The organism is Sphingomonas sp. (assembly GCF_030145815.1).
Taxonomy (GTDB): Bacteria; Pseudomonadota; Alphaproteobacteria; order Sphingomonadales; family Sphingomonadaceae; genus Sphingomonas.
In genome coordinates this window covers 70,942-93,212 of the sequence record NZ_JAIXHL010000012.1, presented here as the reverse complement: position 1 = coordinate 93,212, position 22,271 = coordinate 70,942, and the positions used below count along the sequence as shown (strand labels likewise).

The 22,271-nt window shown below is 66.0% G+C and carries 19 protein-coding genes and 1 pseudogene; 15 read left to right on the top strand and 5 right to left on the bottom strand.

All coding sequences use genetic code 11. From position 1 onward, the window contains the following. Positions 1-42: 42 nt before the first annotated feature. Positions 43-1,671 carry an alkaline phosphatase family protein gene (locus KYX69_RS12300; RefSeq protein WP_300497908.1) on the bottom strand — a complete coding sequence of 543 codons (1,629 nt, stop codon included), beginning with the start codon at positions 1,669-1,671 and terminating at the stop codon, positions 43-45. Between the two features lie 71 nt (positions 1,672-1,742). Here KYX69_RS12300 and KYX69_RS12295 point away from each other — a divergent pair, with 71 nt between their 5' ends. The 5 genes from KYX69_RS12295 to KYX69_RS12275 all read left to right on the top strand — a co-directional run bounded on the left by KYX69_RS12295 (position 1,743) and on the right by KYX69_RS12275 (position 8,568). Then, complete coding sequence (locus KYX69_RS12295) at positions 1,743-3,779, top strand: protein-disulfide reductase DsbD (RefSeq protein ID WP_300497707.1); 2,037 nt, start codon at positions 1,743-1,745, stop codon at positions 3,777-3,779. Between the two features lie 24 nt (positions 3,780-3,803). Further along, a complete protein-coding gene (locus KYX69_RS12290; RefSeq protein ID WP_300497704.1) occupies positions 3,804-4,409 on the top strand; it encodes a redoxin domain-containing protein in 606 nt (201 codons plus the stop codon). Positions 4,410-5,348: 939 nt separating this feature from the next. Then, on the top strand, positions 5,349-6,821 hold the full coding sequence (locus KYX69_RS12285) for a circularly permuted type 2 ATP-grasp protein (RefSeq protein ID WP_300497701.1): 1,473 nt from the start codon (positions 5,349-5,351) through the stop codon (positions 6,819-6,821). Positions 6,822-6,826: 5 nt separating this feature from the next. Further along, positions 6,827-7,762: an alpha-E domain-containing protein gene (locus KYX69_RS12280; RefSeq protein WP_300497905.1), complete on the top strand. Its 936-nt coding sequence runs from the start codon at positions 6,827-6,829 to the stop codon at positions 7,760-7,762. Continuing rightward, positions 7,762-8,568 carry a transglutaminase family protein gene (locus KYX69_RS12275; protein WP_300497699.1) on the top strand — a complete coding sequence of 269 codons (807 nt, stop codon included), beginning with the start codon at positions 7,762-7,764 and terminating at the stop codon, positions 8,566-8,568. Before KYX69_RS12280 ends, KYX69_RS12275 begins: the two co-directional genes overlap by 1 nt. Positions 8,569-8,570: 2 nt before the next feature. Here KYX69_RS12275 and KYX69_RS12270 read toward each other — a convergent pair whose 3' ends face one another. Both KYX69_RS12270 and KYX69_RS12265 read right to left on the bottom strand, forming a co-directional pair. Further along, positions 8,571-9,359 (bottom strand): arginyltransferase, encoded by a 789-nt coding sequence (locus tag KYX69_RS12270; RefSeq protein ID WP_300497696.1) that lies wholly within the window; start codon positions 9,357-9,359, stop codon positions 8,571-8,573. Between the two features lie 243 nt (positions 9,360-9,602). Continuing rightward, complete coding sequence (locus KYX69_RS12265; RefSeq protein WP_300497693.1) at positions 9,603-10,847, bottom strand: threonine ammonia-lyase; 1,245 nt, start codon at positions 10,845-10,847, stop codon at positions 9,603-9,605. Between the two features lie 140 nt (positions 10,848-10,987). Here KYX69_RS12265 and KYX69_RS12260 point away from each other — a divergent pair, with 140 nt between their 5' ends. Then, positions 10,988-12,661, top strand: coding sequence for an amidohydrolase (locus KYX69_RS12260; RefSeq protein WP_300497691.1), 1,674 nt, complete (start codon positions 10,988-10,990; stop codon positions 12,659-12,661). Between the two features lie 147 nt (positions 12,662-12,808). Here KYX69_RS12260 and KYX69_RS12255 read toward each other — a convergent pair whose 3' ends face one another. Next, a complete protein-coding gene (locus KYX69_RS12255) occupies positions 12,809-14,554 on the bottom strand; it encodes a methyl-accepting chemotaxis protein (protein WP_300497688.1) in 1,746 nt (581 codons plus the stop codon). Positions 14,555-14,859: 305 nt separating this feature from the next. On the opposite strand from KYX69_RS12255, the pseudogene KYX69_RS12250 reads away from it, so the two are divergent. The 3 genes and pseudogenes from KYX69_RS12250 to KYX69_RS12240 all read left to right on the top strand — a co-directional run. Further along, positions 14,860-15,348: pseudogene (locus KYX69_RS12250) on the top strand (flagellin); the annotation flags it as partial. 16 nt (positions 15,349-15,364) lie between these two features. Beyond that, positions 15,365-15,622 carry a hypothetical protein gene (locus KYX69_RS12245; RefSeq protein ID WP_300497686.1) on the top strand — a complete coding sequence of 86 codons (258 nt, stop codon included), beginning with the start codon at positions 15,365-15,367 and terminating at the stop codon, positions 15,620-15,622. 119 nt (positions 15,623-15,741) lie between these two features. Beyond that, complete coding sequence (locus KYX69_RS12240) at positions 15,742-16,068, top strand: hypothetical protein (protein WP_300497684.1); 327 nt, start codon at positions 15,742-15,744, stop codon at positions 16,066-16,068. Between the two features lie 100 nt (positions 16,069-16,168). On the opposite strand, the gene KYX69_RS12235 is transcribed toward KYX69_RS12240, so the two are convergent. Continuing rightward, complete coding sequence (locus KYX69_RS12235) at positions 16,169-17,581, bottom strand: sugar MFS transporter (RefSeq protein ID WP_300497903.1); 1,413 nt, start codon at positions 17,579-17,581, stop codon at positions 16,169-16,171. Positions 17,582-17,874: 293 nt separating this feature from the next. Between KYX69_RS12235 and KYX69_RS12230 the strand changes: the two genes are divergently transcribed. The 6 genes from KYX69_RS12230 to KYX69_RS12205 all read left to right on the top strand — a co-directional run bounded on the left by KYX69_RS12230 (position 17,875) and on the right by KYX69_RS12205 (position 22,230). Then, on the top strand, positions 17,875-18,045 hold the full coding sequence (locus tag KYX69_RS12230) for a hypothetical protein (RefSeq protein ID WP_300497683.1): 171 nt from the start codon (positions 17,875-17,877) through the stop codon (positions 18,043-18,045). A gap of 49 nt (positions 18,046-18,094) precedes the next feature. After that, complete coding sequence (locus KYX69_RS12225) at positions 18,095-18,265, top strand: hypothetical protein (RefSeq protein WP_300497680.1); 171 nt, start codon at positions 18,095-18,097, stop codon at positions 18,263-18,265. Between the two features lie 29 nt (positions 18,266-18,294). Beyond that, positions 18,295-20,226: an asparagine synthase-related protein gene (locus KYX69_RS12220; RefSeq protein ID WP_300497678.1), complete on the top strand. Its 1,932-nt coding sequence runs from the start codon at positions 18,295-18,297 to the stop codon at positions 20,224-20,226. A gap of 64 nt (positions 20,227-20,290) precedes the next feature. Then, a complete protein-coding gene (locus KYX69_RS12215) occupies positions 20,291-20,572 on the top strand; it encodes a PqqD family protein (protein ID WP_300497677.1) in 282 nt (93 codons plus the stop codon). 136 nt (positions 20,573-20,708) lie between these two features. Further along, positions 20,709-21,284: an RNA polymerase sigma factor gene (locus KYX69_RS12210; RefSeq protein ID WP_300497674.1), complete on the top strand. Its 576-nt coding sequence runs from the start codon at positions 20,709-20,711 to the stop codon at positions 21,282-21,284. Beyond that, the gene (locus KYX69_RS12205) at positions 21,277-22,230 is read left to right on the top strand and encodes a FecR domain-containing protein (RefSeq protein WP_300497673.1); all 954 of its coding nucleotides are present in this window, start codon (positions 21,277-21,279) and stop codon (positions 22,228-22,230) included. The genes KYX69_RS12210 and KYX69_RS12205 overlap by 8 nt, the downstream gene beginning before the upstream one ends. Positions 22,231-22,271: the final 41 nt, after the last annotated feature.

Here is a 22,271-nt window from a genome sequence, read left to right as displayed (position 1 = left end):
GCGCGGCCTACCCGAACGGGTAGGTGCGCGACGCCGAGACGTTCAGCGGCAGGTGCTTCCCGGACCCGAATCGAGGTCGAGACACCGCCCGTCAATCTCCGACGGATCGACCTTCAACCCGATGACGCTCGCCAGCGTCGGCAGGATGTCGGCGGTCTCGACGCCATTGGGCTGGTTGAACGGCGTCACGCCCTTGCGCCAGAACAGGATCGGCACGCGCCGGTCATAGTCCCAGATGCTGCCATGCGTCGCGACCGCGCCGCCCGGCACCGGGATCGGCGTGACGCGCGGCTTGAGCGCGACATAGAAATCGCCCGACCGCCCGGGATAATAGGATGCCCGCACCCGCTGGATCAGCGTCCAGCTTTCCGGCGGCCCGCTCGGGCTGGGCGTCGCCATGATCTCTGCGCCGGTAAACACCGCCGCTACCTGCGGATGCGCGCGATACTGCGCCACCGCCTCTGCCAGCACCTTGGCGCGCAGCTTGGGGGCGAGCTTCGGGTCGATATAGATATCCCCGAAATTGCCACCCCACAGGACGCGCTGCTCACCCAGCTTGAGCGCCGCCGCGACCTTGTCGCTCATCGGCTTGGACGACAGCCCGGCCTGCGCGCGCGCGGCATCGGGGACGCCGTGCATGACATTGCGCTCGGGCAGGTCGTGGCCGCCATGATCCGCGGTCAGCACCACCTGATAATCCACCCCGCTGCGGTCGAGCATGTCAAAGAACGCGCCGAGCTGGCGGTCGAGATGGGTCAGCTGCAGGCACATTTCGGTGCCTTCGGTGCCGAATCCATGGCCGACATAGTCGGTCGCCGACGCGCCCACGATCAGCACGTCGGTTGCCTCGCCCCGGCCCAGCTTCATATCTTCGAAGAATGCCGTGGCGAGCGTCAGGACCGCGCCGTCGAACTCGGGTGAAGCGCGGAACGGGCGGACATCGCCGGCTGCGCGTTCGAACCGCCCGGTGCCGACCGTGCGGCTCCCCGCCGTCACGGCAACATCGCGCGGCTTGCAGTAATCGGGCAGCTCCAGCGCGGGCTGCCCCTTGTCGATCCGTTCAGCGATCATCGCATTTGCGCGCGCGACGACCGGCGCCTCGGCGGTGCCGGTATAGCTCACAAAGCCCTTGCCGCCCCACCACCAGATCTGATCGGTGGACTTGCCCCCCATCATCACCGCCGCGCGATCCTTGCCCGCGACCGACACCACGCGGGTCGCGGGGCTTGCCGCCTTCATCCGGTCGCCCAGCGTCGGCACCATCAGATGCACCGGCGCCACCGTGTATTTCTCCGACGTGCTGCCCGGAACGCGTTCGTCTTCGGCGCAATAGATCGTCGTGTCCTCGCGTCCGGTCTTGAGGTCGACCCAGTCATTGGCGACGATGCCGGTGCGCGCCGGGCGGCTGCCGGTTAGGATCGTCGAATGGCCGGGGCAGGTCTCGGTCGCGGCGTGGCTCTGATAGCCGGAAAACACCACGCCGCCCGCCAGCCGCGCCAGCCCGCCGGTGAAATAGGGGCGGTATTCCGCGAACAGATCGGTCGAAAACTGGTCGACTGAAATCGCCACGATCAGCTTGGGCGGCGTCGCCGGGGCAGGAGCGGGAGTAGCTTCCTGTGCCGCAACCGGAACGGTGACAAGCATGGCAGTGGCGAGCAATCGAGCGAGCATGAACCCTCCGGCATGGCAAAAATGGCCGCGCCCGCTATGTTCCCGCGACATCGGTACGGCAAGGGCTGGCAATGCGCAGATTCGGTTTCGCTTTGGTGACATTCCTGCTGGCGCTGTTCGCGCTGCCCGCCGCCGCCCAGCCTGCGGGCCAGAACAACCTCACCGTCGATCTGGTCGCCGAAAGCGACACCCCCGCGCCGGGCAGCGAGGTCACGATCGCCTTCGTCGCCAAACCCAATCCCGGCTGGCACGGCTATTGGAAGAACCCCGGCGACGCGGGCCTCGATACCCGCCTCGACTGGACGCTGCCCCAAGGCGTGACGGCGGGCGAGCTGCGCTATCCGGTGCCGACGCGGCTGATGATCGCCGGGATCATGAACTATATCTACAAGGGCAATTACACCCAGTTCGCGACGCTCAAGATCCCCGCCGGCCTCGCCCCCGGCACCGCGCTCCCGATCGCGGTGCGCGCAGACTACCTCATCTGCACCGACGAAATCTGTGTCCCCGAAACCGAAAATCTGACGCTGAACCTGACCGTCGGTGACGGCAGCATCACCCCCGAACGCCGCGCGCAGTTCGACCAGTGGCGCCGCCTGCTCCCCAAGCCGCTCGGCAGCGAAGCGACGTTCCAGGTCACCGACGGCACGCTGCGCATCGCCATCCCGTTCCCCGCTTCGGTCGATCTGTGGAAGGACGCCTATTTCTTCGCCCAGACCCCCGACGCCGTCACCTATTCCGCGCCGCAGAGCGTGACCCGCGACGGCGACACGCTGATCCTGTCGGTCAAGGCCGGGTCGAAAGTCCCCGAACGGCTCGACGGCATCCTCGCCACCGGTGAGCGCGATGGTTTCTCGCTGACCGCCGTTCCCGGCACCGTCGCCGCCGCACCCGCAGCGCCAGTCGGCATCGACTGGAGCGCCGCCCTGCTCGCGCTCGGCGGCGCGCTGCTCGGCGGGCTGATCCTCAACATCATGCCTTGCGTCTTTCCGATCCTCAGCCTCAAGGCGCTGAGCCTCGCCAAGAGCGGCACGAGCGAAGCCCATGCCCGCGCCGAAGGCCTCGCCTACACCGCAGGCGTCGTCCTCGTCGTCCTCGCGCTCGGCGGCCTCATGCTCGGCCTGCGCGCTGCAGGGGCGAGCGTCGGCTGGGCGTTCCAGCTCACCGACCCGCGCGTCATCCTGTTCCTCCTGCTCCTCGTGCTCGGCATCGCGCTCAACCTCGCGGGGCTGTTCGAACTGATGACGCCGAAATTCGCCGGTCGGCTCTCCAGCGGCGGCAGTGGCGGTGCCTTCTTGACCGGCGCGCTCGCCGCGTTCATCGCCACCCCCTGCACCGGCCCGTTCATGGGTGCAGCGCTCGGCGCCGCGCTCGTGCTGCCCTGGTATGTGGCGCTGCTGATCTTCCTCGGACTCGGCCTCGGCCTCGCGCTGCCGTTCCTGCTGCTTGGATTCGTCCCCGCACTGCGCCGCATGCTGCCCAAGCCCGGCGCGTGGATGGACAGTTTCCGCAAGATCCTCTCGATCCCGATGTTCCTCACCGCGATCGCGCTCGCCTGGGTGCTGGGCGGCCTTACCGGGGTCAACGGCATGGCGACCGGCCTGACCGTCGCGCTCGCGCTCGGCGTTGTGCTGTGGGCGCTCGGGCGGCGGCAGGCGCGCGGGGCTGGGAACGGCATCGCCTGGGTGATGAGCCTAGCGATCGTGATCGGCGGCATGTGGCTGGTCGGCACTATCGAAAAGCCCGCCGCTGCCGCAGCCAGTGTCTCCGGCGCGCAGCCCTTCAGCGAAGCCAGGCTCGCTGACCTGCGCGCCCAGAACAAACCCGTCTTCGCCTATTTCACCGCCGACTGGTGCGTGACCTGCAAGGTCAATGAAAAGGCCGCGATCGAGACCGATGCCGTCCGCGACGCCTTCGCCAAGGGCGGGGTCACCGTCCTTGTCGGCGACTGGACCGATGGCGACCCCGCGCTCGGCCGCTTCATCGAACGCCACAACCGCGCCGGTGTGCCGCTCTACCTCTGGTATCCGGCGGGTGCGACCGAGCCTCAGGTCTTGCCGCAGCTTCTCACCCAAGGCATGTTGACCGAGCTAACCGGGGGCAAATGAACCGCAGATCAAGGAGATGAGCCGATGCACCGACTGATCCCATTTGCCGCAGCGACACTCGCGGCCCTCGCAATCCCCGCCGCCGCCCAACAGACCAATGGGCAAAAGGCGACCGATTTCAAACTGACCGACGCCAGCGGCAAAACCGTCCAGCTCAGCGACTTCAAGGGCAAGACGGTGGTGCTGGAGTGGAACAACCCCGGCTGCCCGTTCGTGCAGCGCCATTACGAAGGCAACATGCAAAAGACCCAGGCCGCCGCGAAAGCCGGCGGCGTGGTGTGGCTGACGATCAACTCGGGCGCACCGGGCAAGCAGGGCTATATGCAGGGCACCGAGGCGACCAAGTGGGTCGCGGACAAGAAGGCGAGCCCGGCGCATTACCTGCTCGATCCCAAGGGCGTGGTCGGCAAGGGCTATGCCGCCAAGACCACCCCGCACATGTACATCATCGACGGCGCGGGCGTGCTGCGCTTTCAGGGCGGCATCGACGACAAGCCCGCCGCCCGCGTCGAGGAAATGGGCTCGGCCCGCAACCACGTCCTCGCCGCGCTGAACGAGCTCAAGGCCGGCAAGCCCGTCTCGGTCGCCCAGACCACGCCCTATGGCTGCTCGGTCAAATACGCCGAGTGAACAGGCTTTCCTTCCCTGTGATAGGGGGCAGGGAAGGAGAGAAGGCCGGGGGAAACCCCGGCCTTTTTATTTGGAGGTGGGGGGCACCAGAATAATCCTCCCCGGAACGGGGGAGTCGCAGACGGCGCACAGCGCCAGCGGGACCATCCGAAGGATGGTGGAGGGGGCCCGAGGCAAGGGCATCCGGTGCCTGGGGCCCCCTCCGTCAGCGCTACGCGCTGCCACCTCCCCGTGCCGGGGAGGATTTGAAACGCGGCCCTCCCGCACTTCACTTAGCCCCTCCCGCCTGCGGGAGGGGTTGGGGAGGGTCTTCTTCTTCTTCTTCTTAGACGCTCGCCTCAGCCACCAGAAGGCAAAAGAAGACCCTCACCCAACCCTTAGCGCGGGAGTGGTCCGCTGCCACAATACGGACAAGGACAGGCTTAACCCCCTCTTCGTCCATCTTCTGATTGGGCAGAAAGTGAAGGACTGTTCGGTTGAGCCGTTCTGCCTTACTCTGACTTTCGAACGCGATACTTTGCGCATTTACAGCAACGATGGGCCGTATGAGTGCGGCCAAATCTACGATGATGCGAATCGTTTAACAGTCTTCTGAGGTCTGCAAATGGTTCGTTTGCTGCCATTTATCGGAGAGCCGTTCGCCCTGCATTTTGTTGGATACAAGTTGGAAATTTCCTGATCTGTTCCACCCATGCCGCCGACCGTTCGCCCCAGCACTCCGCCTCGCCTGACACCCCAGTCGCGCCAAAGTCGCGCACCTGTCGCGTCGCCGTCGCCTAACAGTCGCGTCCCAGTCCCAAACCCGCCCTCTCCCAGTCGCCCCACCCCAAAACACCCCCATTTACGTCCGCTTTGTCCGCCCGCTCCACACCCCCTTGTGCAACGCAACAAAGCATTGCAGCATGGAACCGTAACAGGGTTCGGGACTTTGGAGGCCTGATGGGGGAAAGCCGCGCGTTCGACGAGATCTGGGGTCATGGTGGGCCGGCAAAGCCGCGACCGCAATTCAACGAACTCGCGCGCTGGATGGCTGAAACCCCGCACGCCGAACTCCACCGCCGCCAGCAATCGGCCGAAGCGACCTTTCGCCAGCTCGGCATCACCTTTGCCGTCTATGGCGATACCGATGCCAGCGAACGCATCATCCCGTTCGACATCGTTCCACGCATCTTCATGCATGACGAATGGCAGCGTCTGTCCGAAGGGCTGGTTCAGCGGGTCGAGGCGATCAACGCCTTCCTCCAGGACATTTACGGCGAGCGCCGCATCCTCAAGGAAGGGGTGCTGCCGCCTGAGCTGGTGCTGCTCAACCCGCAATTCCGCCCCGAAGTAGTCGGCATCCGGCCCCCGCACGATGTCTGGGCGCATATCTGTGGCATCGATCTGGTCCGCACCGGCCCCGACGAATTCTATGTGCTTGAGGATAATGCCCGCACCCCGTCGGGCGTGTCCTACATGCTCGAAAACCGCGAGGCGATGATCCGCCTCTGCCCCGAATTGTTCCGCAGCTTCCGCGTCGCCGCGGTCGACAGCTACAGCGACATGCTGCGCGAAACGATGCGATCGGTGGCGCCGGAACGCAGCGGCGCGAACCCGGTGTCGGTCGTGCTGACCCCCGGCCATTTCAACTCGGCCTACTACGAACACAGCTTCCTCGCCGACACGATGGGCGTGGAGCTGGTTGAGGCGGCGGACCTGCTGGTCGATGACGACATCGTCTATATGCAGACCATCGCCGGGCGCGTCCGCGTCGATGTGATCTATCGCCGCATCGACGATGATTTCCTCGACCCGCTCGTCTTCCGCCCGGATTCGATGCTCGGCGTTCCCGGCATCATGGCCGCCTACCGCGCCGGCAATGTCACGCTGATCAACGCCCCGGGCAATGGCATCGCCGATGACAAGGCGATCTACAGCTACATGCCGGAGATCGTGAAATTCTACTCCGGCGGTGAAGCCAAGCTGCCCAATGTCGAAACCTGGCGCTGCCGCGAGCCGGATGCGCTCAAATACACGCTCGACCATCTGGACCAGTTGGTGGTCAAGCTGGTCGATGGTTCCGGCGGCTATGGCATGCTGGTCGGCCCAACCGCGACCAAGGCAGAGATCGAGGCGTTCCGCGCCGCGCTGATCGCCGAACCGCATCGCTATATCGCGCAACCGACACTGGCGCTGTCGACGGTGCCGACCGTCACCGAAACCGGCCTCGCCCCGCGCCATGTCGATTTCCGCCCGTTCGTCCTCTCCGGCTCCGACGGCGTCCGCGTCGTCCCCGGCGGCCTGACCCGCGTCGCGCTAAAAGAAGGGTCGCTGGTCGTCAATTCCAGCCAGGGCGGCGGGACCAAGGACAGCTTCGTCCTGATGCCCGACGGGCCGGTGCAGGGGCAGGAACAGACACAGGTGGTCGGCTGATGCGCATGCTCTCTCGCACCGCGTCGTCGCTCTACTGGCTCGGCCGCTATGTCGAGCGCGCCGATTTCATCGCCCGGCTGGTCGAGGCGACCGTCCGCCTCGACGCCCTGTCGGCCCGCCCGGCGGGGGAGGCTGCCTGGGCCAGCGCGCTCAGCGTCACCTACACCGAAGAGGCCTATGCCGCCGCGCACCAGACGATCAGCCAGCAGCCGGTGGCGCATTTCCTGACGCTCGATATGAGCCACCCCGGATCGATCGTCCGCTGCCTGGAGCAAGCGCGCAACAATGCCCGCGCGGTCCGAACCTCGCTGACCCGCGAGGCATGGACCGCGATCAACCGGCTGTGGCTGCTGTTTGCGAAACGCGTCAGTCCCGGCGGGACGACGACGACGCTCTCGCTGATCGAAGGGGTCATGGCCGAAGCGCGCGGCTTTGAAGGCGCGATCCACCGCATGATGGACAATGAGGCGACGATGCTGATTCAGCTCGGCGCCGCGATCGAGCGTGCGGACAACACCGCGCGGCTGCTCGACGTGAAATACCATCTGCTGCTGCCCGAAGGGGAGAAGGTCGGCGGGCTGGTCGACCGTGACCAGTGGACGACGATCCTCCAGACCGTGTCGGCGGTCACCGCCTATCGCTGGCTCTACAGCGACGGCCTCCGCCCGGCCAATGTCATCGACCTGCTGATCACTCGCGCCGAACTCCCCCGCAGCCTCGCCGGATGCGTCGAGGAGGTGGTCGAGCAGCTCAACGCTCTCGCCAAGCGCACCGGACTTCAGGGGGAAGCCGACCGTATGGCCCGCGCCCGCATCGCCCGGATGCAAAAGACCCGCGCGCATGAAGTGATTGTCCGTGGCCTGCACGAATATCTGCAGGCCTTCATCCGCGAAAATGCGCTGCTCGACGCCGCCATTGCGCGCCAGTTCAGGTTTTTCTGATGCGCCTCGCGATCGACCACCAGACCCGCTACCGCTTTAGTGAGCCGCAACAGCGGCTGGTTCAGACTTTGCGCCTGACGCCCGGCGACACGCATGACCAGACCGTGGTAGACTGGCGCATCGACGTCGATTGCGACGTGCGGCTGCGCGATTCGATCGACGGCTTCGGGAACCGCGTGACGATGCTGTACGCCGAAGGGCCGATCGACCGAATCGAGCTTACCGTGGCGGGGCAGGTGCTGACCACCGAAGCCGATGGGCTGGTCCGCGGCAGCAACGAACTGCTCCCGCCGCCGATGTTCCGCCGCACCACCGCGCGCACGACCCCCGACGCGATGCTGGCTGAATGGGCGCGCGACACGGCGGGAAGCGGGGAGGTGCTTGCCCAGCTGCACCGCTGGAACGGCGCGCTCTGCCAGCGTTTCCCCGAAGCGGCTGACCGCCCCGATCGCGGCGCGACCGCCGTCGAAGCACTGGAGGGCGGCGATCCCGACTGCCGCGACCTCGCCCATATCTTTATCGCCGGAGTTTCGGCGCTGGGCCTGCCTGCCCGCTATGTCTCGGGTTACCGCAATTGCGGCGAGGGAACGTGTCCCCCGCATGGCTGGGCCGAGGCCTGGGTGGAGGGGCTGGGCTGGGTCGGCTTCGACCCCTCCGCCGGAATTAGCCCCGACGCCAACTATGTCCGCATGGCCACCGCGCTCGACTTCAACGGCGCCGCGCCAATTGTCGGCATCCGCCAGGGCGAGGGGGTTGAGGAATTGTCGGTGGAGCTTCAGGTCGAACGGATGAACGGCGACGCCTGATTTCAGGCGAAAGCGCGCAGCCGCATCGGTTGCGGCGCAGCTTCGGCAACGGTCGCATCGGCATCGTCCGGCATCCGCGACCAGCCATTCGGGCCGAGCACTTCCATCGGCCGATAGCGCGTCTTGTACGCCATCCGGTCGCTGCCCTTCACCCAATAGCCGAGGTAAACGTAGGGCAGCCCGGCGCTGCGGGCGCGGACGATATGGTCCATGATGATCAGATTGCCCAGTCCCTGCCGCTGGGGGTGGTCGGCGGCAAAGAAGCTGTAGATCATCGACAGCCCATCGGCCTGCTGATCGGTGATGCAGGCCCCGACCAGTTCGCCGCCCAGTTCCTCCGGCTCGCGATATTCGATGACATAGGTGCTGACCGGCGACTGTTCGACCATGTCGGCATAGTCGGTCTCATCCATCATCGTCATGCCCCCGCTGGGATGACGCGCGGCGAGATAGCGGCGCAGCAGCGCATATTGCTCCTCGGTCGCCCAGGGGCGGCACGCGGTGACGGACAGGTCCGAATGGCGACGGATCAGCTTGCGCTGCGTCGCATTGGGGCGGAACTCGTCATTGACCACGCGCACCGACAAGCAGGCGTTACACCCGACACAGCTCGGCCGATAGGCGACCGACTGGCTGCGACGGAACCCGATGCGGCCCAGCGCATCATTGAGCTCACCGGCATGCGGGCCGTTCAACTCGGTGAAAATCTTCCGCTCCTGCCGCCCGGGCAGGTACGGACACGCCGAAGGGCTGGTCACGAAAAACCGTGGAAAGCGCGTCAGTGCCGTCACCCGTTCGCCCCCTTGAAACCACGCAAATCGCGTCGGACGTGACCCTTATGAAGCGACGGAATCACGATGAAAAGCCGATTTACCATGAAAATGGGTTAACGCCGGTTCAGTGATTTTTCGGGATTGCGCAGCCAAGCGGCGCGCGCACCGCAGTTATACGGGAGTGGTGATTCGGTGTGGAGGGCAACGCGACTCGGTTCGCCGCACGCCCGATTCAGTTCATCGCGGGGCTGTGGAAAACCCTCAATCCAGTTCCACCATGCTCACCGCATAGCCCGCAGTGCGCAGCGCCGCCATCAGCCGGTCGAGATGCGCGCCGTCGCGGGTCTCGCACTCGATGTCGGTGATCAGCCCCTTGGCAGGGAGCGAGGTGAACACGCGCTGGTGATACACCTCGATGATATTGACGCCCTGTTCGTGGAAGATGCGGCTGACATGGAACAGCGCGCCGGGGCGATCCTGCAAGCGGATGCGCAGACGGGCGAGGCGGCCCGAACGGGCAAGGTCGCGCAGCAGCACATTGGCGAGCAGCCGCGTGTCGATATTGCCGCCGCACAGCACGATGCCGATCGTCTTGCCCGCAAACCGTTCCTGATTGGACAGCAACGCTGCAAGGCCCGCCGCGCCCGCGCCCTCGACCACGGTCTTTTCGATCTGCAGCAACAGACTGACCGATTCCTCCAGCTTGCGCTCGCTGACCAGCACGATGTCGTCGACCAGCGCCTCGATCACCTGCGCGGTGATCGTGCCGGGCTCCTTGACCGCGATACCCTCGGCCAGCGTGTCGCCGCCAATGGCCAAGTCGGTGCCCTTCACGCGGTTGTACATCGACGGGAACAGCTCGGCCTCGACGCCGACCACCTCGATTGCGCGATCGGCGGCCTTGGCGACGGTCGCCATGCCGGACACCAGCCCGCCACCGCCGATCGGCACGATCAGCGTGTCGATGTCGGGCGCATCGGCCAGCATCTCCAGCGCCACCGTGCCCTGACCGGCCATGATGCGCGGATCGTCGAACGGATGCACGAAGGTGTAGCCATTCTTCGCCTCCAGCTGGCGCGCATGGGCATAGGCCTCGTCGAACGTCTCGCCCTCCAGGATCACGCTCGCGCCATGGCCCTCTGTCTGGGTCACCTTCACCGTCGGCGTCGGCTTGGGCATTACGATCGTGACGGGAATGCCAAGACGGTTGCCGTGATAGGCCAGGCCCTGGGCATGGTTGCCGGCCGATGCCGCGATCACGCCCTTGGCCCGCGCCGCCGCGTCAAGCTGAAGCAACGTGTTGAGCGCGCCGCGCTCCTTGTACGCGGCGGTGAACTGCAGATTCTCGAACTTCAGATACACGGTCGCGCCGGTCAGGTCGGACAGCGTCTTGCTGTGCAGCGTCGGCGTGCGCACGATCGACCCGCCAATCCGCTCCGCCGCCATCTGCACATCGGCCAGCGCGAGGGGGAGGGGAGTGGGGGCGGACGCAGCCTGAGTTGCCATTGTGACTCTTTCGCAATCCCGGAAACGCCGCCGGGCCGGTGGCGCGGCCCTAGACCATCTGGCGCGATGGGGGAACACCGCCTATTCGAAAGTCCCGCCAAGGTCAGGTTTACGCCCGACCACCGCTTTCGGAGACCCTTGTGCGCCTTCCTGTTTCGCTCGCCCTGATCGCCGCGCTGCTGCTGCCCGCGCCCGCTCTTGCCGATGCGCTGGTCGACAATGTCGACGGCATCACGCTGGATGAGCAGGGTGAGGTCGTCCGCTTCACCGGCATCGTGATGTCGCCCGATGGCAAGGTGGTGAAGCTGCTCAAGCGTGGGGAGAAGCGCCCCGAGCGTCCTGACTGGCGCGCCGATCTCAAGGGGCGGGTCGTCATCCCAGGCATGGTAGACGCGCACGGCCATGTCATGAACCTCGGCTTCCGCGCACTCGCGCTCGATCTGTCGGCGACGCGTTCGCTGGCGCAGGCGCAGGATGCGATCCGTCGCTATGCCGCCGAGAACCCCACGCGGCGCTGGATCACCGGCGGTGGCTGGAACCAGGAAGTGTGGGGCCTTGGCCGCTTCCCCACTGCCGCGGAGCTGGATGCGGCGACGGGTGACGTCCCAACCTGGCTGGTCCGCGCCGATGGCCATGCCGGCTGGGCCAACAGCGCTGCGCTCAAGGCAGCCGGCATCACCCCGGCAACCAAATCCCCGGCGGGCGGTCGGATCGAGCTGGTCGCGGGCAAGCCCGGCGGCGTGTTCGTCGATGCGGCGATGGAGCTGATTGAAAAGGCGCTGCCCCAGCCCACACCACGCGACCGCAACGCCGCCTTCATCAAGGCGCAGGACATCCTGCTGTCGATGGGCGTCACCGCCAGCGCCGACATGGGCACCAGTGTTGACGATTGGCTGACCTATCGTCGCATGGGCGATTTGGGGCTGCTTCGCATGCGGATCATGTCCTATTCGGACGGCGTCGAAACCGCACTGCGCGTCGGCGGCAGCGGTCCGACGCCGTGGCTCTATGCCGACAAGCTGCGCATGGGCGGGATCAAGCTCTACACCGATGGCGCGCTCGGGTCGCGCGGGGCGTGGCTCAAGGCCCCCTATAGCGACGTGCCGGGCAATCGCGGCCTGCCGTTCCTGACCGATGCGCAGCTGTCCAACCTGCTCGTCCGCGGCGCCATGGACGGGTTTCAGTTCGCGATCCACGCCATCGGTGACCGCGCCAACCAGCAGGTGCTCGACGCGATTACCGAGGTTGGCGAGACCTACAAGGGCGACCGCCGCTGGCGGATCGAGCATGCGCAGGTGGTCGATCCGGTGGACCTGCCGCGCTTCGCCAAGCTCGGTGTGATCGCATCGATGCAGCCGGTGCATCAGAGCAGTGACCGGACCATGGCCGAAGCGCGCGTCGGTGCGGCTCGGCTGACGGGCGCCTATGCCTGGAAATCGATGCTGGACAGCGGCGCGCGCATCGCGTTCGGCTCCGACTATCCGGTCGAAAGCCCCAATCCGTTCGAAGGCTGGGCGACGGGCTTCACCCGGCAGGACGCGCAAGGCCAGCCGGTTGGCGGCTGGCGACCGGAAGAAGCGCTGACACGCGAACGCAGCTGGCGCGCCTTCACGCTGGACGGCGCCTATGCCGGCTTTGCTGAGACCAAATTCGGTCATCTCGCGCCGGGGATGCGCGCGGATTTCATCGTCGTGGATCGTGACCCGCTGCTCGCGTCGCCCAGCGAATTGCGCGCGACGGTGGTCATCGAAACCTGGGTCGGCGGCGAGCAAGTCTATCGCCGCCCGGGCAGCGACGCTTCGGGCGGGCGGTAATCGGGCGCTGCGCCGACCGGCTGACGCCGGTTGGGTCGCGGATAAACGCATTCGGCCCGCCCGGCCGGACCGCCACCACGAGGGAGTGGGTGGGATCCGACGGGCGGGCCGTTCGCGCTCCGGGAAGGCAGCGCGAAAGGGGAATGATCAGGCGGCGAGGCGCTGCGCTGTGGTCATGCGATCGCTGCCCGGCTGAAACGCACTGGCGTGTTCGGCAAGCCGGTCCGCTTCGGTGCTCAGCGTCTGTGCCGCAGCGGAGGTCTGCTCGACCATCGCCGCGTTCTGCTGGGTCGCGCCATCGAGCGACTGGATCGCGCCGGACACTTCGCTGATTGCCATCGCCTGCGACCGGCTGCCCTCCGCGACCGTGCCGAGCAGGCTGTTCACCTCCTCCACATCGCTGGCGATCCCGACCAAGGCGGAATCGACGCGGCGCACCGCCTCGACCGCGCCTTCGATATCGACCTGGGTCGCGGTCAGCTGTTCGCGGGCCTGTTTGGATTCCTCCTCGGCGCGCATCGCCAGCGCCGACACGAGGTCGGCGACGACCGCAAAGCCCCGGCCCGCTTCACCGGCACGACCGGCTTCGACGGCGGCGTTCATCGCAAGCACGCGGGTCTGGAACGCGATCTTGTCGAGCCCTTCGATCACGTCGTCGATGCCCTTGGCGCTATCCGATACCCGGGTCATCGCCTGCATCGCCTCTTCGGCGACCGCCCGACCCGATGCAACGGCGCCATGCGCACGGTCGGCACGCGCGACGGTGTCGCCCGCAGCAGTCGAACTGGCCCGGACGCTACCGTCGATCTGGGTGACGGCGGCGGCAGTCTGCTCGATCGACGCGGCATTGCTTTCGGTGCGGCGCGCCAGGTCGTTGGTCGCGCTGGCGATCTCACTGGTCCCGGTGCGGATCGCCTCGACACTCTGGCTGACGGCATGGACCAGGTTGCGCAGGCCCGCGACGGCCAAATTGTAATCGTCGCGCAGCCCGCGATAGGCCGGCGCAACATCGGCGTCGATACTGTGCGACACATCGCCCGCCGACAGCCGCTTCAGCGCGCCGCTGAGCAGGTTGACGATCTTCTTCTGTTCAGCCTCATCGGCGCGTTTCGCGATTTCGGCCGCCTCCTTGGCGATTGCCGCGTCGCGAAAGACGTGGAGCGCGCGGCCCATGTCGCCGATCTCGTCGCGACGCGCGCCGGTCTCGGCTTCGACCGCATGATCGCCCGCAGCCAGTCGGCCCATTTTGCCGACCATGTCGGCAACCGGTTTGGCGATCGAGCGGTTGAGCAGGAACGCGAGGCCACCCGATAGCGCCAGCATGATCGCGACACCCAGGCCCAGCGTCCAGCGGACTCCGGCGCGCAGGCTGGCTTCCTCGGCATCGGCGGCAGCAACTCGATCCTTTTGCGCCGCGTCCAGCGCCTTGATCGCGTCACGGATGCGGCTGAGCTGCTTCTTGCCCGCCAGCTCCTGCGCCTCGGCACGCGTCGCCGGGTTGCGCGCCAGCGCGATCGTCGGCTCCAGCTTGTCCTTCTGCCACTCGGCAGTGGCGGCCGCATATTCGTCGATCATGCCGCCGAAATCATGCCCCTGCGAGACTGTTCGGATCTCTTCGACTGCTTCCGCCACCTTGTCGCGGTTTTCGACATAGGTTTCGTAAAAGGCCTGCTGCCCCAGGATGGTGAAGCCGCGCACAGCGTTCATCTGCTCCAGCGTCAGATACAGCAGGGTCTGCGTGGCGCGCGCGCCCGTATGGGCGTTCGCCTTTTCGGTCTGCGCGTGTTCAAGACCACCAATCGCGTTGACGATCAGCGCGCTGACCCCGCCAAAGGTCAGCAGGAGAACAAGGAAGGAGGCGGCAAGCTTGCGCCAGATCGGCCAATTCTGCATCGGTTTCGTGCCCTTGAATGTCGCAAATCGGGGGCGCCGCGATGAGCGCCCTCTCGTCCGGTCAATATAGACCCGTAACGGCTCGCGCGGTCGTGCAGAGGTCGAGAATCGCCCAACAAGGGTGCGTCGCAACATCCGGTGATGAATCTAAACCCGCTGCTAACCATCAATATTGCCCGGTCGCGACCGGATCACCCTCCGGCCTCCCACAATGCAAAAGCGGGAGGCGCTGTGCAGCCCGTCGCTGGGCCGGCGTCCTAGGCCTGGCTGCAGAAGCGGCCACTCTTTCCAGAAGGAATATGATCATGGGTTTTTCGGTTAACACGAACGTTGGCGCGATGGCGGCTCTCCAGAGCCTGAATCAGACCAACAAGTCCCTGGCTACCACCCAGAGCCGCATCAACACCGGTATGAACGTCGCGTCGACCAAGGACGACTCGGCTGCCTTCGCCGTTGCTCAGACGCTTCGCGGCGACCTGGGTGGCCTGAAGTCGGTCGGTTCGTCGCTCAGCCGTGCGAAGAGCACGGTTGACGTCGCGGTAGCCGGTGCCGAGCAGATCTCCGACCTCGTCAACCAGATGAAGGCCAAGGCGATCGAAGCTTCGGACGCGGGTCTGGACTCGGCCAGCCGTACGTCGCTCGCAGCAGATTTCGATGGGCTCAAGGAGCAGATCGAAACCGTCATCGACTCCAGCGAGTTCAATGGCACCAACCTGCTGAAGGCGTCGAGCGGCACCGTGAGCGCGCTCCAGTCGACCGATATGGCGGCTGACACGCTCGACGTGGCTCGACGTGCATGGTGCAGACTTGTTGTGCGGCTATCTCGTCGCGGCGCGGCTCGCGGGACGTCAGCAGCTGCCCGATGAAACCTCATACGGCCCGCTCGCTGCGACGTTCAGCCTCTCGCACGATCCGGTCGTGCGGATCGAGGTGCGCCGCCATCTGCTCGACGACGCGATGCTGACCATCCCCGCGACGATGTGGGACCGGCTTTATGCCGAACTTTGCATCGTGGGTGCGCATTCGCGGGCGCTGGCCAGCCTCTCAGCAGCGGCGGAGGCGGCATAGGTTCAGCCGTCACGACGGCATTGTAGTTCTACAATAGGTAATCGCGCAGTATTTCGTTCCGGGCCCGCAGCCGGCATTTGGAACCAGAGTACAGCGCTCGAAATCAGGGAACGAGCATGATGGACCCGCGGGAAACGCAACTGCTGAAGAACGACCCCGACCGCCGCGTCTGGGGCATGGGCCCGCAGCCCGAATTCCGCGTGAGCGTCACGCTGACCCTGACCGATGCGACCTGCCTGTGGAACGCGGCGCGCGCGCGTTTGCTGGCCGCGCCCGGCGGGTGCGAGGACATGGTCGAAGAGACGATCGGCCCGATGGAAGCACCGCAGCTCGCCGATTGCGTGGCCCTGCTGTGCGCCCCTTCGCTGGTGCCGGGTTGCTCGGTCGATGATTACTGGGTCGACGCCATGCCCGGCTTGCCCAGCCAGGACGCGATCGCGGCCTGACATAAACAAGGGGACGCGCTGACTGCACGTCCCCTCTCAGATCCCCCGAAGAAGGGGCCGGCGCGATCCCTCCCGCCGGCCCCTTCGACCTTTTCGGACCTTACCCCGCGACCGGCCCGTCATAGGGGCGACGGGCGTAGTAGCCGAAGCCCGCGATGATGGCGTAGCACAAGGCGGGCAGCGCGAACGCGATGGCGAGGCTGCCGGTGTTGTCGGCAATCGCACCGGTCGCGAGCGGGATGACCGCGCCACCGAAAATGGCGACGTTGATGATGCCCGACCCGTCCGCCGCCCGGCTGCCCAGCTTCTCACTGGCCAGGCTGAAGATCGTCGGGAACATGATCGAGTTCATCAGGCCAATTGCCAGCAGCGAATAAGCGGCAACCGTGCCGGTCGTGTTGGCGGAAATCACGATCAGGGTGATTGCGCCGATCGCAACGAACGCAAGCAGCTTGCCCGGGCTGATGACGCGCATCAGTGCCGACCCGATGAAGCGACCGACCATCGCGCCACCCCAATAGATCGAGACCATCCAGCCGATGACCGATTCCGGCTGGCCCAGCACCCGGTCGAGCGCGAGATAGTTGATGATCAGCGACCCGATCGAAACTTCGGCACCGACATAGAGGAAAATGCACAGCGCGCCGAAGCTGAAGCGACGGCGTGAGAGCAGGTCGTTGCCATAAAGCCAGACGATCGGAGCGGCCATGATCAGGGCAAGACCGGCGATCGCATTGACCTGGACGGCGAGCACCGCACCGATGATGAACAACACCAGACCGGCGGCATAGCGCGGGACGCTGACGAATTCCTTGTCGCCCATGGTGTTGGCGCTGTGCGGAAGCCGGTTGCGGAAGGCCCAGACAGCGATGGCGACAACGGCCAGCGCTGCGGCGATGCCGAGATAGCCGTTGACGATCGCCTGGCTTTCGGCCGTGCGATAGGCAGCAAGTTCGGCACCCGACAACTGGTCCGCCGTCACGGCGGCAAGGCTGCCCAGGATCACGATCGCGCCGACATAGGGGAACACGGTCGTACCGAGCGAATTGAACGCCTGGGCAAAGGTCAGGCGGCTATGCGCAGTCTCTGGCTTGCCCAGCAGCGAGATCAGCGGATTGGCGACGACCTGCACGATCACCACGCCGCTTGCCAGCACGAACAAGGCGCCGAGGAACAGCGCGTAAGTTGCGGTCTGCGCCGCCGGGATGAACAGCAGGCAGCCAACGATCATGATGGCCAGGCCCGCCACCGCGCCGCGCATATAGCCCAGCTTCTTGACCAGCTTCGCACCCGGGATACCCACCACCAGATAGGCGGTGAAGAAGCAGAACTGGATCAGCATCGCCTGGGTAAAGTTGAGCGTGAACAGCTCTTTCAGCTTGGGGATGATCACGTCGTTGAGCGATGTGATGCCGCCGAAGATGAAGAATAGGGCGAAGACAAAGACCTGAAGGTCGGGGGCGTTGACCCCCTGTGCGCCCGGATCGCCCGAATTCGGGTCGGTCGAGCTCATATTCGTGACGGGTGCGGCCAAAGCCCCTCTCCTGATAACGTTGTCAGCTGGCGCAATGTTTAACGCCGCATGCGTGAAAGGCGAGGGGAAAGTGAAGTCGGCGCGGCGCGACCCGTGCGCGGCATGCGCGCTGCCCGATCAAGCCCAACAATTCGCACCAAAACGACCGCTCCATGGCTGGTTCCGGTTGCCTTCCGGTGCGCGTTTCAATACCGCAACGAGCAACAGGGTGGTCTGGCACGTGTTCTTGCCAAGCTGCAGGATCGGATCGGAACTAAGAGGGAGCGATCGCGATGGGCAAGCAGGAAACCGGTACATCTGCGACCGGCTCGGTGTCGCGTGAAACAATGTCGTTGGATTGGGTCGCTCCGCTTCAGTCGATCGAAATCTTTTCAGTTTCCGATTTCACGCGGTCTGACTTGAGTCCGGGTGACGACGGGCTGGGCGTTTTTACCCAGTCCTGAACGGGCGGTGGTCTGAGGACCGGACGGAACATAAGAGGGAGCGATTAACATGGACAAGCAGGAAATGAGTGCGACCCTGACGGGTTCGGTGCCGCCGGAATCGACGTCGGCCGAGTGGATCGCGCCGCTTCAGTCGGTCGAAACCTTTTCGATTTCCGAGTTCACTCAGCTGGACTCCAACCCGGGTGACGACGGCCTGGGCATTTTCACCCAGTCCTGAAATCAGGCAATGTCCTGCATCCGTAGCGCGTGAGCGATTTTCGCGGTCACATCGCGTATAATGCTGACGCGCTAACCGAGCAGGATCAGGCGCGGGCTGGCGCGCCCTTTCTCGGGGCGGGCCTTTCCAAGCCGCGCGTGTGGCGCGACGCATGCGCGTCGCTGGCCCTTGCCCAGCGCATCGTCACGGCGGAAGACCGCGTCGAGCTTCAGCCGGTTGCTGACGCGGCGGGCCGCGTCGTCTTGTTCGACGGGTATCTGTTCGATCCGGCGGCGCTGATTGCCGATCTCGGCCTGCGCCCGCGGACCCCGGACTCCGAAGTGACAGCGGCGTGGCTGGCCCGATATGGCTTCGATGCGCTGCACCGGTTGCAGGGCGACTTTGCCTGCGCCCTATGGGATCCAAGTGACCGGCGCCTGCATCTGTTCGTGGCGCCGATGGCGCTGCGGACCATCTATTGGCACGCGCGCCCGGCCGGGGTCTGGTTCGCCACGACGCTCAGCGCGCTGCATCAATTTCCGGGCGTTCCACAGCAGCTCGATCCGCTGCAACTGGCGCTGCAGTTCACCGCTGCGGTCGGCGACCCGGCCGACACACTGTACAAGGATATCCGCCTCGTCGCGCCCGGGTGTCATGTCATCGCCGGCCCGGCCGGTGTGCAGGAGCGCACGTTCTGGCGGCTCGATCCCAGCCGTCGCGTGCAGCTGAAATCGCCGGAGGCGTATGTCGAGGCGGCGCGCGCGCTGCTGGATCAGGCGGTTCGGCGCAGCCTCCGCGCCGCCACTACGCCGGGGGTGACCCTGTCCGGTGGGCTCGACAGCGCGGCAGTGGCGGCGTCGGCAGCGCGCATCCTCGCCCCGCAGTCATTACCGACCTACACGGTCGAGCCGCCGCCGGGCCGTACGCTTGCCGAGCGGGGCGGGTGGTATGACCGCGAGCGGCCTTATGTCGACGCACTCGCCGCGCGCTATCCCAATCTCCAGCCGCATTTCTGTCATTCGGACGATCCGGCGTCGATCGAGCTGGACCCAACCGCCTTTTTCGTCGCCGGGGGGCGACCGGTGATCAATGCCAATCACATTGGCTGGTTCGACCCGGCCTATCGCACTGCGCAGGGTAATGGGCACAATGTTCTGCTGACCGGCCAGTCGGGCAATCTGACGCTCAGCTATAGCGGGATGCGTGGGCTGGGCGATTTGGCCCGGGCGGGCCGTATCGACCAGCTCATCCGGCTTCTTCCCGGCGCGGCGCGGTATCGACAGAATACATTGTGGGGGACGCTCAAGGGGGAGGTGCTGCTTCCCGCGCTGCCAGCCAAGTTGCGTGCAGCCCTGTGGCGCTGGCGCCATGGCGATGCGGCACCCTCCACCAAATATGCCGCGATCCGGTCGGATTTTGCGGCACAAGTGGGCCTGGACGCGGCGCTTGCGGCACAGGGGGAGGATGGTCTTGCCCTCTACGGCAGCGACAGCCGCAAGCTGATCGTGCATCATCTGGGCGCGCAGCGGGTCCGCATGATCGAGACCATTCGCGCCGTCCGCGCCTATTACGGGCTGGAGCTCCGCGACCCGCTGGCCGACCCCGACCTGACCGAATTTTGCCTCGCAATCCCGCGCGATCAGTATTTGCTGGGCGGCGTGCAGCGCAGCCTGGCGCGCCGGGTGCTCGCCGATCGCCTGCCCGAAGCCGTGCTGGCCGAGCGCGGCTTCGGGCGGCAAAACCCTGAATGGTTCACGCGGATCACCGCGCAGCGCGAGAGTTTCGCGGCGGAGATCGAGCGGCTGGCCCAGGTGCCGCTCGCCGCCGAAATGCTCGATCTCCCGCGTCTCAAGCAGCTGCTCGACACCTGGCCCGAGGATGCCGCCGCCGCCGAAACCCGGCGGTTCGAGCTGGCGCAGTTGCTGCCGCGCGCGGTCCAGACCGGCCGCTTCATCCGCTGGAGCGAGCGGGGCAATCACTGAAGCGTTGGGGTTCACCCCGCGCGAGCGGGCTTATAGGGGCGCATTGGGAAGGGTTCGCACGATCATGATCGATCTTGAAACAATTGTGGTCCGGAGCGGCACGGTGCTCGACGCCAGCGTCGATGACGAGTCCGTGCTGATGAGCATCGAGACCGGCCACTATTACACGATGAAGGTGACCAGCCGTGCGATCTGGGAACGATTGGACACGCCCGTGCGGGTCGGCGACCTGTGTGCCGCCCTCGCCGCCGCCTATCGCGCACCCTTGGCCACGGTCGAAGCCGATACGCTCGAATTCCTGAATTATCTTGAGGCGCAGAAGATGATCGAGCGCCGGGCCGAATAGCGTCCACCGCGCTCGACCACTGGAAGACATCAGGAAACGTGGCGTAACCTTGTAACCGTCCTGCCCCGCGCGCGCCGTTCTGCAACTAAATTTTCGCGCGCTTGACGGAAACCCGGCGAATGCGGCTCTTATGCGCATGGGGGGAGAGGGTATCACCACGCGCGAGGAGCTAGCTGAATGGGTCGGTCGCGAGATCCTTCCCCTGGAACGCGACCTGCGATCCTGGCTGCGGCGGCGTGTTGCATCGCCCAGCGATGTCGAGGATATCGTGCAGGACTGCTATTGTCGGCTCGCCCGCCTGCACGATGTGGCGCATATCACCCAGCCGCGCGCCTATCTCTATGCCGTGGCTCGCAATCTGTTGCAGAACCAACTGAAGTCGGCGCGCGTCGTGCGGCTTGAAGCGCTCGCCGAGCTGGACATCGAGTGGAGTTCCGACGACCCGTCACCCGAGGATGTCGTGATGGCGCGGAGCGAACTGGGCCGCGTGCAGGCCGCACTGGCGACGTTGAGCGAGCGCGCCCGTGCCATCTTCATCATGCGCCGGCTTGAGGGCATGTCGCAGCGCGAGATCGCGCAATCGATGGGGGTGTCCGAAGCGGTCGTCGAAAATGACGCGAGCCGCAGCCTGCGCGCGATCCTGCGCCTGCTGACCGATCCGGATGCCGGGGCCGAGCCCAGCGTTGCGCGGAGGAAGCGCCGCAATGCGTGACGCAATCGAAACCCAGGCCGCGCGCTGGGCGCTGCGGCACCCGCTCTCGCCCGACGAGCGCGTGGCGCTCGACGCCTGGCTGGCGGAGCATCCGCGCCATGCGGGCGCACTGCTGCGGGCGCAGGCTGCGCTCAGCAGCATCGATCGCGCCATCGCGCCAGAACCCGTCGGCGTCGTCGAGGAACCGGCGGCGCCCGCGTGGCGGAGCCGCCGTTGGGTCCTGGCGGGGGCCGGCAGCATCGCCGCCGCCGCCGCTGTCACGGCGGTGATCGGTCTGCGCGCGACTTCGGCGGACCATGTCGCGACCGGCCCGGGTGAGATCCGGCGCATGCCGCTCGCCGACGGATCGATCGCGGCGATCGATGCCGAAAGCGAATTGCGCATTGCGTTGGCGAAGGACGCGCGCCGCATCGATCTTGCGCGCGGCCAGGTGTGGTTTCAGGTGGCGAAGGACCGGCAGCGCCCGTTCATCGTCGATGCCGGCATCGCCAAGGTGCAAGCGGTCGGCACGGCATTTTCGGTGACGCGGATGGGCGATGATGTGCGGATCGCGGTGACCGAAGGGCGAGTTGCGATCTGGGCGTCCAACGCCAGCGGCGCGGTCAGCATTCTCGAGGCTGGCGAATTCGCCGCGTTTCGCAGCGACGGGACGGCCCCGGTGACGGGCAGCGCGCCGAGCGCGATCGAGCGTTCGCTCGCTTGGCGCGAGGGGGAAATCGCGCTCGAAGGCGAAACGCTGGACGAGGCGGTGGCGGCGTTCAACCGCTACAACCGGCAACAGCTCGTCGTGCGCGATCCGGCGCTGGGCCGTGAGCGGCTGGTCGGACTGTTTCAGCTCAATAATCCGGCCGGATTTGCGCGGACGCTGGAGGCGACGCTGGACGCCGAGGTGACGGTCACGGCGAAAGAAATCAGCCTGTCGCGAAATAAAAACGCGACCAAGTGACGGAAATTCGGTCAGGCACCGCTCTTCCCCCTTGATCGCAG